This window comes from Mobiluncus curtisii ATCC 43063 (assembly GCF_000196535.1).
GTDB classification, from domain to species: domain Bacteria; phylum Actinomycetota; class Actinomycetes; order Actinomycetales; family Actinomycetaceae; genus Mobiluncus; species Mobiluncus curtisii.
This window is the reverse complement of the sequence record NC_014246.1, coordinates 305,799-322,397: the sequence shown is the minus strand read 5'-3', so window position 1 is coordinate 322,397 and position 16,599 is coordinate 305,799. Positions and strand designations below refer to the sequence as shown.

Annotated in this window: 14 protein-coding genes and 1 CRISPR repeat array (1 of these 15 cut by a window edge); of the genes, 13 read left to right on the top strand and 1 reads right to left on the bottom strand. The window is 55.1% G+C overall.

The features are described from left to right. The first annotated feature begins 51 nt into the window (after window positions 1–51). Complete coding sequence (locus HMPREF0573_RS01305; RefSeq protein WP_004008272.1) at window positions 52–1,038, top strand: malate dehydrogenase; 987 nt, start codon at window positions 52–54, stop codon at window positions 1,036–1,038. Between the two features lie 103 nt (window positions 1,039–1,141). On the opposite strand, the gene HMPREF0573_RS01300 is transcribed toward HMPREF0573_RS01305, so the two are convergent. Next, window positions 1,142–2,728 (bottom strand): alpha-amylase family glycosyl hydrolase, encoded by a 1,587-nt coding sequence (locus HMPREF0573_RS01300; protein ID WP_036324982.1) that lies wholly within the window; start codon window positions 2,726–2,728, stop codon window positions 1,142–1,144. A 311-nt stretch (window positions 2,729–3,039) separates the two neighbouring features. Between HMPREF0573_RS01300 and HMPREF0573_RS01295 the strand changes: the two genes are divergently transcribed. From HMPREF0573_RS01295 to cas2e, 12 genes are all read left to right on the top strand, one after another. Next, a complete protein-coding gene (locus tag HMPREF0573_RS01295) occupies window positions 3,040–4,290 on the top strand; it encodes an extracellular solute-binding protein (protein WP_231294261.1) in 1,251 nt (416 codons plus the stop codon). 112 nt (window positions 4,291–4,402) lie between these two features. Beyond that, complete coding sequence (locus tag HMPREF0573_RS01290) at window positions 4,403–5,806, top strand: carbohydrate ABC transporter permease (RefSeq protein ID WP_013188690.1); 1,404 nt, start codon at window positions 4,403–4,405, stop codon at window positions 5,804–5,806. Then, the gene (locus HMPREF0573_RS01285) at window positions 5,803–6,723 is read left to right on the top strand and encodes a sugar ABC transporter permease (protein WP_004008268.1); all 921 of its coding nucleotides are present in this window, start codon (window positions 5,803–5,805) and stop codon (window positions 6,721–6,723) included. Before HMPREF0573_RS01290 ends, HMPREF0573_RS01285 begins: the two co-directional genes overlap by 4 nt. Next, window positions 6,724–7,497 (top strand): TraX family protein, encoded by a 774-nt coding sequence (locus HMPREF0573_RS01280; RefSeq protein ID WP_013188689.1) that lies wholly within the window; start codon window positions 6,724–6,726, stop codon window positions 7,495–7,497. It begins immediately after the preceding gene. A gap of 225 nt (window positions 7,498–7,722) precedes the next feature. Then, window positions 7,723–9,012 (top strand): ABC transporter substrate-binding protein, encoded by a 1,290-nt coding sequence (locus HMPREF0573_RS01275; RefSeq protein ID WP_004008265.1) that lies wholly within the window; start codon window positions 7,723–7,725, stop codon window positions 9,010–9,012. A gap of 185 nt (window positions 9,013–9,197) precedes the next feature. Beyond that, window positions 9,198–10,169 (top strand): carbohydrate ABC transporter permease, encoded by a 972-nt coding sequence (locus tag HMPREF0573_RS01270; RefSeq protein WP_013188688.1) that lies wholly within the window; start codon window positions 9,198–9,200, stop codon window positions 10,167–10,169. Beyond that, window positions 10,166–11,077 carry a carbohydrate ABC transporter permease gene (locus HMPREF0573_RS01265; RefSeq protein WP_004008263.1) on the top strand — a complete coding sequence of 304 codons (912 nt, stop codon included), beginning with the start codon at window positions 10,166–10,168 and terminating at the stop codon, window positions 11,075–11,077. The genes HMPREF0573_RS01270 and HMPREF0573_RS01265 overlap by 4 nt, the downstream gene beginning before the upstream one ends. A 110-nt stretch (window positions 11,078–11,187) precedes the next feature. Further along, window positions 11,188–12,495 (top strand): CRISPR-associated endonuclease Cas3'', encoded by a 1,308-nt coding sequence (locus tag HMPREF0573_RS01260; RefSeq protein ID WP_013188687.1) that lies wholly within the window; start codon window positions 11,188–11,190, stop codon window positions 12,493–12,495. 3 nt (window positions 12,496–12,498) lie between these two features. After that, entirely contained in the window at window positions 12,499–13,203 is a 705-nt protein-coding gene (cas5e, locus tag HMPREF0573_RS01255) for a type I-E CRISPR-associated protein Cas5/CasD (protein ID WP_013188686.1), read from the top strand. Next, window positions 13,203–13,865: a type I-E CRISPR-associated protein Cas6/Cse3/CasE gene (cas6e, locus tag HMPREF0573_RS01250; protein ID WP_004008257.1), complete on the top strand. Its 663-nt coding sequence runs from the start codon at window positions 13,203–13,205 to the stop codon at window positions 13,863–13,865. The genes cas5e and cas6e overlap by 1 nt, the downstream gene beginning before the upstream one ends. Before the next feature lie 6 nt (window positions 13,866–13,871). Further along, window positions 13,872–14,816, top strand: a complete 945-nt coding sequence (gene cas1e, locus HMPREF0573_RS01245; RefSeq protein ID WP_004008256.1) for a type I-E CRISPR-associated endonuclease Cas1e — start codon at window positions 13,872–13,874, stop codon at window positions 14,814–14,816. Continuing rightward, window positions 14,813–15,163: a type I-E CRISPR-associated endoribonuclease Cas2e gene (gene cas2e / locus HMPREF0573_RS01240; RefSeq protein ID WP_041797867.1), complete on the top strand. Its 351-nt coding sequence runs from the start codon at window positions 14,813–14,815 to the stop codon at window positions 15,161–15,163. The genes cas1e and cas2e overlap by 4 nt, the downstream gene beginning before the upstream one ends. Before the next feature lie 133 nt (window positions 15,164–15,296). Next, window positions 15,297–16,599: a CRISPR direct-repeat array (repeat unit 28 nt; unit sequence GTGGTCCCCGCACTCGCGGGGATGAGCC); it runs 1,899 nt beyond the window's last position.

The window sequence follows — 16,599 nt, the reverse complement described above, 5'->3', positions numbered from 1 at the left end:
TGCTGACGCTCAGAGTGGAAGCGTTTAACACAATGCAAAGGAGTTAAATCAATGGCTAAAAGTCCTGTAAATGTTACCGTCACCGGTGCTGCTGGCAATATTGGGTACTCGCTGGTATTCCGTATCGCCTCCGGTGAAATGCTTGGTCCGGATCAGCCGGTTCGAATCAAAATGTTGGAAATCACTCCGGCTTTGAAGGCTGCCGAGGGCACTGCCATGGAACTGAATGACTGCGCTTTCCCTCTGTTGGATGGTATCGATATTACCGATGACCCGAATGTGGCGTTCTCAGGCTGCAACTTTGGTCTGTTGGTAGGTTCGATGCCGCGTAAGCAGGGCATGGAACGCGCAGATTTGATTAGCGCCAACGGCGGTATTTTTGGTCCGCAAGGTAAAGCCATCAACGATAACGCCGCTGATGATGTACGTATTTTGGTGGTGGGTAACCCGGCGAACACCAACGCGGTCATTGCTGCGGCCTCCGCTCCGGATGTTCCCGCTTCTCGCTTTAACGCCATGATGCGCCTGGATCACAACCGCGCTCTGAGCCAGCTGGCAGAAAAGCTCAACGTGCCGGTGTCCAGTGTCAAAAAGATGATTGTCTGGGGCAACCACTCAGCTGACCAGTACCCGGATATTTCTTTCTGTGAGGTTGACGGCAAGCCGGCATGTGGCTTGGTTGACGAAGCTTGGCTGGATGATTACTTCGTCCCGACCGTGGCAAAGCGCGGAGCTGCCATTATTGAGGCCCGGGGCAAGTCCTCCGCGGCTTCAGCGGCTGCTGCGGCAATCGATCACATGCATTCTTGGGCTTGCGGTACCCCCGCGGGCGACTGGGTCACCGCCGCTATTCCTTCAGCTGGTCAGTACGGCGTTCCCGAGGGTCTTTCCTACGGTTTCCCCGTGACCTCCGACGGCAAGGAATGGAAGGTTGTGGAAGGTCTGGAAATTTCAGAAAAGACTCAGTCCAAGATTAAGTTCAATGCGGACAAGGCGGCTGCGGAAATCGACACCGTAAAGTCCCTGGGCATTATGTAAATCTCCGATAAAACATCTCGGTGTGGGAGCCAGATTCTGGCTCCCACACCGATTTAACACCATTGCGGATGCGGTTAGCCTGCCATCCGGGGGCAGGATTGCTTTACAAAATCGCGAAACTCTGGGGTCCCATCCGTAGCGTGGTCCCCGTCAACTGGGCGGAGCCGATACTGAAACGCACCGAACGCTCTTGTGACAAATCGTATTCCGCGTCAGTGTGTGCGGGATTGACCGCCACAATCAGGCTTTGCGCGGCATTTTCCCGTTTGAAAACGAACAGACGTTGATTTGGCTCCGCAGAGAGGACGCTGAAGCCACTGTCGGCTGCCAAAGCCGGGAGTTCTCGTTTGCATTCCAACACGCGCGTCACCGTGTGCCACAAAGAATCCGGCTGGGCGCGCTGTGCCGCCACGGTGGGAGCATCCGCGCTAGCATCGACCGGCAGATAGAGATCCGTTGCTGGAGCAGTGGAAAATCCCAGGTTGTCAGTACTATCCCACTGCATCGGGGTGCGGGCTCCGGTACGCACGTAACCGCCCTCTTTGGTGGGGAGCAGCTGGTGACGCAAACCAATTTCGTCTCCGTAATAAATAAATGGCACTCCCGGCAGGGTCAGTATTGTCGCCCACGACAGACTGAGTTCGCGTTCGCTCAGACGAGGCGCAGCCCGCCAGGTGTCGTGATTGCAGGTAATGAGGCTAAAGAATGCTTCGGCTTTCTCAGAGTCACGCAGTTGTGGCTCGTATTGCTCCAAGAAACCACAGATGTCGGTGGGTGCGTCCGCGTTGAAGTAGCTCAGGTCGTTTTCCCGCACATACGGGGTGTTCGTGTTGCGTAGCAGGATGTTGTAGCCGTTCGGGTGATTGTCCCACCGCCAATCTAGATAAAAGTCCATGTCAAACCCGGCTTGCACCGCTTCGTGGGGCACCCCCCACTCGGCGACAAACGCGGCTTCGGGGAATTCAGGGCGAATCTGGTCAAACATGTAATGCCAGGTCTTGATAGTGTACGGCTTACCTTCGTCATCATGTTTCACCAGGGAATTTGCCATGTCTACCCGGAATCCGTCGGCGCCGGCAGAGAGCCAGAAGCGCATGACGTCCACCATCGCGTCACAGGTCTTCCGGGCAGCTTCACCTAAAGCCTCGTCTTGCCAGGGATACTTCGGGTGCGCCCAACCGTAGTTCAGCGCAGGCTGGCATTTGAAGAAATTGAGGATATACGTCCCATCGCGTTCAGTTTCTCCACCGATAAAGGGATAGCCGTCGCCTCCGGCAATCCAGGAGTCGGTCCACACGTAGCGATTCGAGAACTCGTTGGGCTCGGGACGGGAGCTGGATTGGAACCAGGCGTGTTCCTCGGAGGTGTGCCCCGGTACCAAATCCAGCAACACGTGAATCCCCCTGGCGTGCGCTTGCTCGAACAAACGTACCAAATCCTCGTTAGTGCCGTAGCGGGGAGCCACCAGCTTGTAGTCACGCACGTCGTATCCCGCGTCCTTGAAAGGTGAATCGAACAGGGGATTGAGCCACAGCGCGTTAATTCCTAGCTCTTGGAGGTAGTCCAAGCGGGAGATGATGCCGGGAACATCCCCGATGCCATCTCCGTTAGAGTCCTGAAAACTCTGGGGATAAATCTCATAGAAAACCGCGTTATTCAGCCATTTGGGACGGGGGTATGAGGTGCTCACAAAAATCCTTTCCTTGGGATGCGGTAATAGATAGGTCACAAAGACCTCAAAATATCTTACAGAACGCTCTCGTGGTTGGGGTGAATCTGGCGCACCAAAGATGATGTAAACACCCTGTAAATTAGTGACCTGGTGACGGGGAAAAAATATTAAAAAAATATTGAGATTTCCCCAAAGCCGCAGGGAAGAAAATGCTAGCATCTAGATTAATGTTTGCTTCGAAAAGCGGAGGGTATTTTGCCCGTCATTTTGCGGAGCTTTCCGAGCCGGGGAGAAATCCTCCTCGCCTGTCGAAAGGAAAATTAATGTCCATGACGTGGAAGAAAGCTTTTGGTCTGATTGCCGCCTCTGCGGTAGCCCTGTCCATGAGTGCTTGTGGCGGTGGTGCTGGCGGGAATAGCGCTAGCGGTAAGACTGAAGATGTGTCGCTGTCTGTGTGGGCTCCCCAAGAGGATCAAGCGGACGGTAACAGCTGGCTGGCAAAGATGGAGGAATCCTTCGAGAAAGCTCATCCGGAATACAAGATTACCTGGAAGAATGACGTTGTCTCTGAGGGCGATGCCAAGACTAAGGTAGAAACCGATCCGACCGCTGCCGCTGATGTTTACATGTTCGCCAATGATCAGCTGGGCGGTCTGCTCGACGCTGAGGCTATCGGTGAGTTGGGTGAGAACGAAGCCAAGCAGGTTAAGGAACAAAACGAAGCCTCCATGGTGGACTCGGTCACCGGCACTGATGGCAAGATTTACGGTGTTCCTTTTACTTCAAACACCTGGTTCATGTACTACAACTCAAAGAAGTTCTCAGCTGATGATGTGAAGTCTTTGGACACGATGCTCGAGAAGGGCAAGGTGTCCTTCCCGCTCGACAACTCTTGGTTCATCCAGTCTTTCTACACCAAGGGTGCAGGACTGACGTTCTTTGGTGATAAGGGCAACGATGCCGCCAAGGGTATCACCTTTGCTGACGGTGATGCCGCCGCTACCGCGGTGACGAAGTATCTGGTTGGCTTGGCCAATAACCCGAACTTTATGGATGATGCAGAAGGCTCCGGTCTGGGCGCGCTGAAGGCTGGCGACACCGATGTGGTGTTCTCCGGGACCTGGGACGCCGCCAGTGTGAAGGAGGCCTTGGGTGATGGTTACGCAGCTGCCAAGCTGCCGACCTACAAGCTGGACGGCAAAGATGTCCAGATGGAGGCTTTCGCTGGCTCCAAGGCTGTGGCTTACAACCCGCACGCCAAGAACGCCAAGGCTGCCGCTCAGTTCGCAGCATTCCTGGGCTCCACTGAAGCTCAAAAGGCTCACTACGAGATGCGTGGTATTGTCCCGACGGACAAGTCTCTGGCTGACTCCATTACTGATGATGACTTTGCCGCCAAGGCTCAGCTGGAAGTTATTTCCGAGGCTTCCATCCTGCAGCCGACCATTTCTGCGATGGGCTCTTGGTGGGATCCGGCACAGGCTTTCGGCAAGGGTATCCTGAACAAGGAAATCACCGAGGCTACTGCGGAAGCTCAAACCCAGAAGTGGTCTGAGCAGTTGGCCAAGATGGTTGGCTAAATAACTACATCTCGAAGCTGTCGGGCCACTGGAAAGAGGCGCTTTCTTCCAGTGGCCCCGCAGCCCGGTCGGGGCTTTTACTGTCGGCCTTTTCATTGAGAGGGAAACCTAAATGGACGCAACGCAAACGTCAAACCGCGAGGCAAGGTTACGTAAGAAACTTGGAAAAGACTACGTTTCGCCCTCGCCCTATAGCTTAAAAGTTGCCTTCCGGGAAGGCGACGCAATCACCAAAGCGTCCGCCGTCATCTTCGGACTGGGTAACCTGACGCACCGCCAAATTGTGAAGGGCGTGATTTTCCTACTCTTAGAGATAGCGTTCTTTGCCTTCCTGTTTACCAACGGTTTAGGATTCCTCGCGAAACTTCCCGGACTTGGTGACCAGGAACAAGGTAAAGTGCTGGTCAACGGCTATTGGGAGTACAGTGCCGGGGATAACTCGGTCATTATCCTGCTCTACGGTGTAGCCACGATACTCATTATTCTGGCGTTTATCGGCGTGTGGAATCTCTCGGTCCGCTCGGCATACAAGGCCCAAGTACTGACCGCAAAATCCGGTCGGGCGCCCTCAATACGTGAAGACATCGCGGACTTACTGGACAATCGTTCCCATGTCGGTTTCTTGTTCCTGCCGACTCTGGGCATCCTCACTTTCAGCGTTCTGCCGTTGATATTCATGATTTCCATGGCTTTCACCAGCTACGACCACAAGCATCTGGTGCTCTTTGACTGGGTTGGATTGAAAAATTTTGGGGCGATTTTTGCAAACTCTTCCGGAGACGTGAACCTGCGAATCTTTAGCTCCGTGCTGATTTGGACCCTGATATGGGCGATTTTCGCGACCTTCTTAAATTTCTTCCTGGGCATGTTTATGGCTATGCTCATCAACCGCAAGACCACTCGCTTTAAGAATTTTTGGCGAGCGTGTTTCTCTATGTCCATCGCGGTGCCGCAGTTCGTATCCCTGCTGGTCATCAACCTGATGCTGCAGCCCCAGGGTGCCATTAACCGGCTGTTGATGGACTGGGGATGGATTGACCAAGCGTTGCCCTTCTTCACAGATGCCACCTGGGCTCGTGTCACGGTCATCGTGGTGAACCTATGGGTCGGTATTCCCTTCACGATTATGCAGATTACGGGCATTTTGCAAAACATTCCCGCCGACCAATATGAAGCTGCCAGGATTGACGGCGCTAACTCTTGGGTGATTTTCCGCAAGATTACCATGCCCTACATCATCTTCGTGCTCACCCCCTACCTGATTACGACTTTCACGGGTAACGTCAATAACTTCAACGTTATCTACCTGCTTTCGCGGGGCGCGCCCGTGCCAGTCGGGGATTCTGCCGGCAAAACCGACCTTTTGATTACCTGGCTGTACAAACTCACAGTTGATAAGAACGACTACAACCTAGGTGCGGTCATCGGTATTATGACCTTCATCGTACTAGCGGTGGTGTCGCTGATTACCTACCGGAGATCCGGTTCCTTTAAGAATGAGGAGGCCTTCCGATGAACACATCCGCTCCAAGCACAGCAGTTGAGGTCACCCCTCGTGCCGGGTCCAAGACTTCTATCATGGGCAGTCTCAGCAAACGCCGCATGGTTGGGGACATCGTGGTGCACACGTTCCTGGCTATTATGGCAGTCATTTGGATGCTGCCGATTGTGTGGGTAGTTGCGGAGTCTTTTAACAAGGATCCCGCCCCTTACACCAAGACGTTCTTTCCCAAAGAATTCTCGCTGGATAACTACATTAAGATTTTCACGGATCGTTCCGTCATGGACTTTCCCCGGATGTACCTGAACACCTTTATCATTGCCTGCTTCACCTGCGTGATTTCCGTGTTCTTCGTGCTGATGGTGGCTTACGTCATGAGCCGGATGCGGTTCCGTCTGCGTCGCACTTTCATGAGCGTGGTGCTAATCCTGGGTATGTTCCCCGGCATTATGGCTGTTTCCGCGATTTACTTCATCTTAAAGGCGGTGGGGTTGACCGGTGGTGGGATGACAATTCTCGCTTTGATTCTGGTGTATTCCGCTGGTTCCGGCGCGGGCTTCTATGTCATGAAAGGGTACATGGATACCATCCCGAACTCTTTGGACGAAGCGGCGATTCTGGACGGCTGCACTCGCTCACAAGTATTTTGGAAGATTATCCTGCCTATCTGTAAACCCATGATTGTCTACCAGGCCATTGTGAGCTTCTTGGGACCGTGGTTGGACTTCGTGATGGCGAAAGTCATCGCCCGCACCCAATCTGACTACACCGTGGCATTGGGCTTGTGGCTGATGCTGGAAAAGGAATACATCCATACCTGGTTTGCTCGTTTCGCGGCGGGGGCAGTGCTGGTTTCGGTGCCGATTGCCATCCTGTTCATCGTTATGCAGCGCTTCTATCAGGAGTCCATGTCCGGTTCGGTGAAGGGCTAGATGGCGTCGTCTACCAACGGTGTGCCGGAAACAGGACCGGAGCGGTTGCGTGGTCTGAGCAACTTTCGTCTCAAGGTCATCGCCGGAGTCTTTCTGTCCTTCCAGGTGGCGTCCACTACGGTGATTCCGTATTTTTTCGGAACGGATTTGAAAAATAACTTCGGGGCGCTCACCGCGGTGGTGCTCAGCGAAGTGGTTTCGTGGTGTGCCGTGCCGATTTATGCGTGGCTTCTCGCGGAGGGGTTCACGTGGACCGCTAACCGCTGGCACTATTTGTGGCGCTTGGTGATTCTGGCTCTGGTCTGTGAAGTTCCCTACGACCTGGTGACTTTCCACCGACCCGTGGATTGGGCTTCGCAGAACCCGGTGTTCGGTCTGGCTCTGGCGTTGCTGGTGCTGATTCTCATCGATTTCATTCGCCGCCGGTGGTCGGGCGCACAAGCCTGGATGGGCGCGTTGGCGGTGGCTGGTGCCGGAGTGCTCTGGGCGTTGCTGTTGCATTTGGGAACTCGTCAAGGTGTCATCAATATTGGATGCTTGCTGATTGGCTTCGCGCTGATTTTCTATCTGTTGAGGTTGCGGGAAAACACCATGATGATGACGGCTGGCTTGCTGGGGGCTGTGAGCCTGGTGACACCGGCGATTGGAGTGGCTTTTCTGCACTACCGTAATGAGACCTTGGGCTACCGAAATAGCAATACTCGATGGTTTTGCTACGCGGTCTATCCGCTGCTGCTCATGCTCGGGGCAGCTTGGGGGACTCTGCTGGTTTAGGTCGGTGTGGATTGCTGGCTAGCCATGACTGGTCGGGAGACAGGCTTTGACCTGACAAACATTTCTCAAATCCCGGTGCTGATGAGTCCTGACAGGAAAAACGTAATGTTCCAGCTCTTTTTCATTAAGACCCACAGGAATGTATGAGAGAATGTTAATTGTCCCTGACGGGTAATGACGCCCTCCGGGAAATAATGACAATGAAGTTAACTGATTGGAGTTTCAATGCGAAAGCTCATTGCGGCTGCGGGCGCGCTGGCGCTCGGTCTAACTATGACAGCCTGCTCTCAGGCCTCTGACGCCGGCAAAGACGGTGGCGACGCTGCCGGCAGTGCCTCTCAAGTTGGAGTGGTGACCTGGTGGGAGCAAGGCTCTGAGAAAGAGGGCTTCGATGCCTTGAAGAAAGTCTTTGCGGAACAGCACCCCGATGTGGAACTGGTTAAGCAGTCCGAGTCCGGTGGTGGCGGCTCCAATGCAAAGCAGAAGTTGGCTGCTGATTTGGCGGCAAAGAATCCGCCAGACACCTACCAGGCACACGCTGGCGCCGAGCTATCCTCGGATATTGCCGCTGGGTACCTTGAGGATGTGTCTGCTCTCTACGATGAGTTCAAGCTGCGCGATGCTTTCCCGGCTGACCTGATTGATTTGCTCACCGTGGACGGCAAGATTTACTCCATCCCCTCCAACATTCACCGCGCTAACGTAGTGTGGGCCAATGTTGAGGTCATGCAAAAGGCTGGCTTGGATCCCAAGGCTCCGCCGAAAGATATCAAGGGCTGGATTGCCGATATGGAGAAGCTTAAGGCCGCCGGTGTGAAGTACCCGATTACCGTCGGCGCCACCTGGACCCAGCTGGAACTGCTCGAAACCGTGCTGATTTCGGACTTGGGTACCGATGCTTACAACGGCTTGATGAATGGCAAGACTGACTGGAAGGGTGCGGAAGTCAAGGCTGCCCTGGAGGACTACGCCAAGATTCTGACCTACGCTGATCCGTCCCTGCTCTCAGAGGACTGGGAGCCTGCTATGAAACCGGTCATTGAAGGTAAATCTGCCTACAACGTGATGGGCGACTGGGCGCCGCCGGCTTGGGAGAACGCCAAGATGACCTGGGGCAAGGACTACGTGACCTTCCCCGTTCCGGGTAATGAAGGCGTCTTCGACTTCCTGGCTGACTCCTTCACCCTGCCGGTAGGTGCGAAGCATCCCGACGGTACGAAGGCGTGGCTGAACACCATTTCCTCCAAGGAAGGTCAGATTGCCTTCAACTCGGTCAAGGGTTCCATCCCGGCTCGTTCCGACCTGACCGACGATGAACTGTCTAAGTTCTCGGACTACCAGCGTTCCGCGATGGAATCCTTCGGTAAGGACACCATCGTTTCCTCTATCGCTCACGGTGCGGCCCTGCCTCTGGCAGCCACCGAAAAGATGAAGAGCGCTCTGGGCAAGTTCAACTCCAGCAAGGATGTTGCGGCTCTCCAGAGTGAGCTGGCTGCTGCGGCTGCTGCAAAGTAGTCCGTAAACAGGCAAATGTCTCTACGCCGGCGGGTTTTCATAACCGTAAAAACCCGCCGGCGTAAGACTGAACTGGGGAGCACCCACCGACCTTGTGCAGTCGGTAGAGGCGAGTGAAGAACCTTGCGCACACCGAGGTGAACCCCGCAAATTTCAATCACATCGACCACTAATTAGGGGACAAAATGTCAGGCAACGTCGCCGTTAAGACACCTGAAAAGGCTCGAACACCACAGAAGCGTCAACGGACGCGCAGTTCAAACGGTATTAAGCAGTGGGGACCCGGACTGTTACTGGTGTCACCATCTATCATCCTCGTGGCAGTTTTTGTCTACGGCTTGTTGGGCTCTAACTTGTTCACATCCCTGCAAGATAACCACTCTGCACCACAAGTCTCGGGGGTGCAGCCGGTTAACTTTGTGGGGTTTGCAAACTTCGTGGCGTTATTTGCGGACAAGGATTTTCAACACTCCCTGATTAACCTGTTGATGTTCACGGTAATGTTCCTGGTGGGTACGTTATTCTTCGGTTTCATCTGGGCTTGGCTGTTGGATAAACCGATTAAAGGGGAGGGAATCTTCCGTTCCGTATTCCTGTTCCCGATGGCGGTATCGTTCATCGCCTCCGGCGTGGTGTGGCGCTGGATGCTGAACTCCGCGCAAGGTGAGAACGCTTCCGGTTTGAACCGTTTGCTCCAGATGATTGGTCTGGGTGGGCTGCAAAACGACTGGATTTCGAACCCCACCTTTGGGGTGCTGGCGGTGGGGATTCCTGCCGTGTGGCAGCTCTCGGGCTATGTCATGGCCCTGTTCTTGGCAGGATTCCGGGGAATTCCTGATGACCTGAGGGAAGCCGGGCGCGTGGACGGTGCTAATGAATGGCAACTATACCGTTACATTATATTTCCGCAGCTCGCACCCGTAGCGCTCAGCGCCGCCATTATCATCGGGCATATGTCACTGAAATCTTTCGACTTGATTATGGCAGTGGCGGATCAGACCTTCTATCAGACCAAGGTCCCTGCCATTGATATGTATAACTTCATGACTGTTTCTGATTACTCGAACGCGGCCGCGGTCGGCACGGTGCTGTTGGTGATTGTGGCGCTACTGGTCGTGCCCTACTTGATTCACGATGCGAAGGAGTCCAGCCGATGAGTTCCGCCACAGCAATCGACGCGGGTGCTGCCGCGATTACGACAAAAAAGGTCAACGTTAACGGTTCGGTAGGAAAGAAACGAGGTGGGGTGAATGTCGGCAAAGTCATTCGCTACGTGCTCTTGATTTTCTTCCTCGCCATGGTCCTCATGCCGGTGTACGTGCTGTTGATTACATCTTTCAAAGGGGCGGGGGATGCCGACCCTTCCCGGACTTGGTATCTGCCTGCGGAATGGAACACCGATAACTGGGCGCGAGCCTGGGACCAGTTGCAGGGCGGGCTGTTGCGCTCCCTGATGCTGGTGATTCCGTCCTCGATTATTTCGGCAATGCTCGGTTCCGCTAACGGTTTCGTCCTGTCTCGCTGGCGTTTCCCCGGAGCGAACGTGGTGTTCACCCTGATTTTGTTCGGCATGTTCATTCCCTACCAAGCCGTGATGATTCCCATGATGCGCATGGTGGTGGCGTCCCAGATTGGTTTCGGGATTCACACCCTGATTTTGATGCACATCATCTATGGCATCCCGATTACGACCCTGATTTTCCGTAACTATTACGAGAGCGTCCCGCGGGACCTCATCGAGGCCGCGCGTATTGATGGGGCAGGAATGCTGCGCACGTACTTTAACGTGGTGCTGCCGATTTCCATTCCGTCTTTCGTGGTGGTGCTGATTTGGCAGTTTACTTCCGCGTGGAACGACTTCCTGTTTGCCCTGTTCTTTGGTGGCGGTTCCCAGCGCGGTCCGGTCACGCTGTCCTTGAATGAGTTGGCGCACGGTTCGATTATGGCTGACTACGGCGGTTCCATGGCAGGCGCCCTGATTGCCTCCGTCCCGACGCTCCTGGTCTACATCGCGCTGGGCAAGTACTTCGTCGGCGGCATGATGGCTGGCTCCGTGAAGGGGTAATCCAGGCCGTTTGCCGTGGTCGCGGAGCTAAGTCGGAGGAGCGAAATTTTCGTTAACCACCCCCAGTTTATGATGAGAAACAAATGATGGAACTCTAACTGGGAGGCGCTATGAACATTGCTAACAGAGCTGATTGGTGGGAGGAGATGTGTTCCCCACAGGCCAAGGCCTTGTGGGCGAAATCCGGCGACGAACGTGCCCACCTATCCCTTCCACAGCACCTAATCGATGCTGCCTGCGTGGCACAGTGGCTGTGGGATAACTGGGTTTGCGACGTGCTAAAGGCTACGCTTGCCCGACTATGGTGCTTGAACGAATCGGAAGTGCGCACGCTTTACTGTTTCTATGCGGGGACCCATGATGTCGGTAAGGCAACTGTGACGTTCCAGCGACAGATTGAGAATCGCCCCGACGCTGCTTGGCTGCTGCCGCCACTAGAACAGGCGGGGTTGTCGTTGGACTGGCCGCGCGGCGAGGGTTCGAACGTCTCATTCCCGCACGGGACTGCTTCCGGTCTGCTGTTGCGTAAGTGGCTGGAGGAACAGGGAATCTGTAAATTCTTGCGGGTGGTTCTTTCGGCAGTTCCAGACGCGCACCACGGTTTCACCTCTAATCCCATGACGCTTAGGCTGCGGGAGGACGGCATCAAAAAACGTGAAACTCAGTTTGACACCATCGCTTTCCAGCTGTTGGACGGAATGGCTGAAATTACTGCAATCGCCCCCGTTCTTGAGCGCTTGCAGGACAGCGGTGAGGTTCCGACTGCTCCTGCTCTGCAGCTGATGACCGGTATGGTGGTGATGGCAGACTGGATTGCGTCTAACGAGGATGCCTTTCCTTACGAACCGGTTTTACCGCAGGTTGAGCGTGTTTCGCGGGCTATGGACTACATTCAACTGCCTGCACCGTGGCGGCCGCAGGACATTTCCGACGATTTACCGGAACTCTTCCGCAAAACTTTTGCATGGGGGACAGATATTACGCTCCGTCCCGTACAGCGGGCTGCGGTTGAGGCTGCTATGGATGCCCCCGATCCTACTCTGATGATTATTGAGGCTCCCACCGGTGAAGGGAAAACGGAGGCGGGGCTGGCTGCGGCTCATGTGCTGGGCGAAAAATTTGGCTCTCTGCCTGAATTGGTATATGTGGCGGTGCGGGATACCCGTTCGGTGTCTCTGGTCAACGCTTTTGAAGAACCTGTTGCCTGCGAGCGGGGGAGTCGTGTCCAAGCTGCTGTTGAGGTCTTGGCGAACGAGGAAACCGCTATCGAGGATGCCTATGGGATGAAACCACTGGCTGCGTTCGTGGTGGATCCGAAAGATTATGCTGCGAAGCTAGAGGATATTGCTCACAAGGTCACTGTGCCGGAACTGACTTCCCTGATTGTGGAAGTTCTGGCTTCCCAGGAAGTAGCATAAGCGATGTCCTATTCACTTCTATTGTTGCTGAAAGGACCTCTGCAATCCTGGGGTGATGAATCGCGTTACACCACGCGCGCGACCGGTTCCACTCCCTCCAAATCTGGAGTTATTGGATTGCTTGCGGCTGCTCAAGGACGCCACCGAACCGATCCGTTAGAAGATTTGGTTCGATTGGACTACGCCGTGAGGGTCGACCAATCAGGGGCGCTGTTGCGTGACTATCAGACTTCGCAACCATGGCAAAAAGATCCTAATGCATCGGCTAAATTGGTTTCTCGGTATTTCCTATCAGACGCTGCTTTTGTAGCTGCAATAGGTGCCGAAAACCGCTCGATACTGGAAGGATTGCAAGGAAATCTGTACCAGCCTGCCTACCCACTTTTCCTAGGGAGACGCTCGTGTCCCGCCCCAGCAAATCTTGATTTAGGGATTGTCGAAGGCAACGTGGTCACTGCCCTTATGGAACACGAGGAATGGCACGCGACTTTGTCTCATAAGAAAGAACGGGGTGAGGAAGTCCTGCTGCCAATCTATCGGGATGGTAAACCTGGCGAAGCTGGGACACCGCGCCAGGACGTGCCCATTTCGTTTTCTCAAGAGCACCGCCGTTACGGCTGGCGAACAGTTGTTTACGCCGGTGCCAAACAAATAAAAAACGAATACGGCACCAGCCTAGATCCTTTCTTTGAGGCGGTGATTTCCTGATGGCTACCTTCACGAAAATTCTGCTCAATCCGGCTCGCCGGCAGGGAAGAAAGCTATTGACTAATCCACAAGCAGTTCATGCGGCGGTATGCGCGTGTTTTCCTCCTGATATGAACCAGAATCAGGGGCGCGTCCTGTGGCGCTTGGACCAGCGTTCCCACGAAAATATTCTGTATATCGTGGGACCGGAAAAACCAACGGCAGTACATATCGTAGAGCAGGCTGGCTGGGATACGCGTCCGGCACAGTCCGCGGAATACGACCGATTGTTGGGACAGCTAAAGAAAGGTCAACAATGGAACTTTGAACTGGTTGCTAACCCGACGAAGTCTCTGAGGCGAGGTGGGGAACAACGCGGCAGAGTGGTCGCGCTTTTGAGCGCACCGGATCAACTTGCCTGGCTTCACTCCAAAGCAGAGTCTATGGGAGTTAGTTTCGGCACGCTAGAGGAAAGTACTGCTCAAGTGGGAGAGAGGGAATCAATCTCATTCAAAAGGAACTTTTCCGCTGAAAGCAGTCCCAAGGTGCATTTAGTCAAGGTCCGTTATCGAGGATATCTCGAGGTAATTGACGCTGAAAAGCTCCGTCAAACTTTAGTTGGGGGAGTAGGACGCGCCAAGGGATACGGTTGTGGGTTGCTAACCCTGGCACGCATTCAGTGAACAGTCATGCTGAACACTCCGGGCAGCACGCCCTTGCAACGCCAAAGTCTTTCCCGGATGGAGGATCGCCTGTCTTTTCTTTACGTCGAACGGGCGATCCTCAACCGGGAAGGCAACGCTTTGACCATTCAAGACTCCAGAGGCATAGCGCATATCCCCGCAACCCAAGTGGGAGTGGTGCTCTTAGGACCAGGGACAAAAGTTACCTACGCTGCGATGGCTTTACTGGGTGACGCCGGTTGCTCCGCCGTTTGGGTCGGAGAGAAAGGAGTGCGCTACTACGCCCACGGAAGACCTGCTGCCAAGACTTCTCGAATGGCTGAAGCCCATGCACGACTCTGGGCGAATCAGCGTTCTCGGCTGCGATGCGCCAGGCGCATGTACAGTATGAGGTTCCCCGGTGAGGATGTCTCGAATTTGCCCCTTTCCCAGTTACGTGGGCGAGAAGGTGCCAGAATGAAGAGGATTTATGCGGAACAATCCAGACGTACCGGAGTTCCGTGGACACGGCGTTCTTATGATCCGAACGATTTTGGTGCGGGCGACCCCATTAACTGTGCACTGACTGAAGGGGCTGCGGCTCTCTATGGAATTGCGCATGCGGTTGTGGTCGGTTTAGGTTTTATTCCTTCCTTGGGAATTATTCACAGTGGCACCGATCGTGCTTTTGTCTATGATGTTGCGGATTTATACAAGGCGGAGATCTCTATTCCGGCTGCCTTTGAGGCTGTTGCCGCCAGCGCGGAGGGGGATGAATTGAATGTGCGAAAAAGGATTCGCGACAAAGTAGTGACTACCAGGCTCATGCAGCGAATGGTCAGGGATTTACAGTATGTCATGGAGATTCCTACCGACGACGCATATATAGATGCAAATCTGTTGTTGTGGGATGAACTTGAAGTCATCGCTGCGGGGGTTAACTGGGCGGATGAGGATAGTGTGCTCCGATGATGGTTTTAAACGTGACTGCAGTTCCAGCAGGGCTTCGCGGAGACCTCACAAAGTGGCTAATCGAAATTGCGCCTGGAGTATTTGTCGGAAACCCTAGTGCGCGTGTACGCGATCTGCTATGGGAACGCACGGTAGCCCTGTGCAAAGATGGACGCGCTCTGCTGATTTTTTCGTCCAACAACGAGCAAGGAATGGAGTTCCGCACCCACCGCCACAGTTGGATACCCACAGACTTCGATGGGGTAACCCTAATGATGAGACCATCGGGGGATGGACAACAGTATTACTCGCGCAGAACCGGATGGTCTATAGCCAGACACCAGGGAAGAAAGCGCAGAGGTGTTTAGATTCCGTTCGGATATACAAAGCTCCTGCGGATACGGATTTGGATTGTATTAAGTACAGCACGGAACCGATTTCAGAAATTAGCAGTTGTATGTACACTGGTTAAATACGTAGTGAATTAGCTGTTCACTAAGTGTGGTCCCCGCACTCGCGGGGATGAGCCCTTGTTTCATGGTGTTCCATGAGGTAATAAAGAGTGGTCCCCGCACTCGCGGGGATGAGCCAAACGGCTAAATACCAACGAAACGGGGAAAAGGGTGGTCCCCGCACTCGCGGGGATGAGCCCCGCCGAGCAGATAAACCGCTGGATGGTAGAAGGTGGTCCCCGCACTCGCGGGGATGAGCCCCACACCCTCGCCATCAGCACCGACGGTAGCACGTGGTCCCCGCACTCGCGGGGATGAGCCCATCGACACGCCGGGATAAATGGTTAATTCTCTGTGGTCCCCGCACTCGCGGGGATGAGCCCCACGCTAGAGAGCTGCAGACCGGCTCACAAGAGTGGTCCCCGCACTCGCGGGGATGAGCCTAATTTGGCGCGCCGCGCCTTCGGCGCCGGCGGGTGGTCCCCGCACTCGCGGGGATGAGCCGCACGCTTTGGTGAAATGTGGCGCCGGCGATGTGTGGTCCCCGCACTCGCGGGGATGAGCCCTACTACCAATCTGGGCGGGAGCCCTCGACCCTGTGGTCCCCGCACTCGCGGGGATGAGCCCTCATACTGTCTCCCTATCACTCCAATAGGAAAGTGGTCCCCGCACTCGCGGGGATGAGCCCACGGTTAACCTTTTTATCCCGCATAATGTCGAGTGGTCCCCGCACTCGCGGGGATGAGCCTCTGCGTCATGCCACCGCCGATGTACTTATCCCGTGGTCCCCGCACTCGCGGGGATGAGCCCCCGGCTGGGGGGTGGGGCTGCGTGATGGCAGTGTGGTCCCCGCACTCGCGGGGATGAGCCCAGCCCGCGAACGTTTTCACGGCTATGGCTATGGTGGTCCCCGCACTCGCGGGGATGAGCCCATCAGCGCGGCTGCGTCACCCCCCGCCTGTACGTGGTCCCCGCACTCGCGGGGATGAGCCCGGGGGTATCCGTACCCGAACTATACGGGCGAGGTGGTCCCCGCACTCGCGGGGATGAGCCCGCTCAGCGCCGGATAATGTTTTCATTCCTTCTGTGGTCCCCGCACTCGCGGGGATGAGCCCAAATCTCTATCCCCGGACGCTCCGGCAACCTAGTGGTCCCCGCACTCGCGGGGATGAGCCGTCCTCTCAAACCCGGTAGGTGCGGTAAGCGGTGTGGTCCCCGCACTCGCGGGGATGAGCCCCTTCTGCCTGCCTGTACCGCGGTTTCGTTCGTGTGGTCCCCGCACTCGCGGGGATGAGCCTCCGAGCGGGTAAACGATAACGAGGGCGCTTTGGTGGTCCCCGCACTCGCGGGGA

Bases quoted from the DNA above. Each gene is read 5' to 3' on its own strand.
- HMPREF0573_RS01305 (WP_004008272.1), top strand. From the start codon at position 52: ATGGCTAAAAGTCCTGTAAATGTTACCGTCACCGGTGCTGCTGGCAAT.
- HMPREF0573_RS01295 (WP_231294261.1), top strand. From the start codon at position 3,040: ATGACGTGGAAGAAAGCTTTTGGTCTGATTGCCGCCTCTGCGGTAGCC.
- HMPREF0573_RS01290 (WP_013188690.1), top strand. From the start codon at position 4,403: ATGGACGCAACGCAAACGTCAAACCGCGAGGCAAGGTTACGTAAGAAA.
- HMPREF0573_RS01285 (WP_004008268.1), top strand. From the start codon at position 5,803: ATGAACACATCCGCTCCAAGCACAGCAGTTGAGGTCACCCCTCGTGCC.
- HMPREF0573_RS01280 (WP_013188689.1), top strand. From the start codon at position 6,724: ATGGCGTCGTCTACCAACGGTGTGCCGGAAACAGGACCGGAGCGGTTG.
- HMPREF0573_RS01275 (WP_004008265.1), top strand. From the start codon at position 7,723: ATGCGAAAGCTCATTGCGGCTGCGGGCGCGCTGGCGCTCGGTCTAACT.
- HMPREF0573_RS01270 (WP_013188688.1), top strand. From the start codon at position 9,198: ATGTCAGGCAACGTCGCCGTTAAGACACCTGAAAAGGCTCGAACACCA.
- HMPREF0573_RS01265 (WP_004008263.1), top strand. From the start codon at position 10,166: ATGAGTTCCGCCACAGCAATCGACGCGGGTGCTGCCGCGATTACGACA.
- HMPREF0573_RS01260 (WP_013188687.1), top strand. From the start codon at position 11,188: ATGAACATTGCTAACAGAGCTGATTGGTGGGAGGAGATGTGTTCCCCA.
- cas5e (WP_013188686.1), top strand. From the start codon at position 12,499: ATGTCCTATTCACTTCTATTGTTGCTGAAAGGACCTCTGCAATCCTGG.
- cas6e (WP_004008257.1), top strand. From the start codon at position 13,203: ATGGCTACCTTCACGAAAATTCTGCTCAATCCGGCTCGCCGGCAGGGA.
- cas1e (WP_004008256.1), top strand. From the start codon at position 13,872: ATGCTGAACACTCCGGGCAGCACGCCCTTGCAACGCCAAAGTCTTTCC.
- cas2e (WP_041797867.1), top strand. From the start codon at position 14,813: ATGATGGTTTTAAACGTGACTGCAGTTCCAGCAGGGCTTCGCGGAGAC.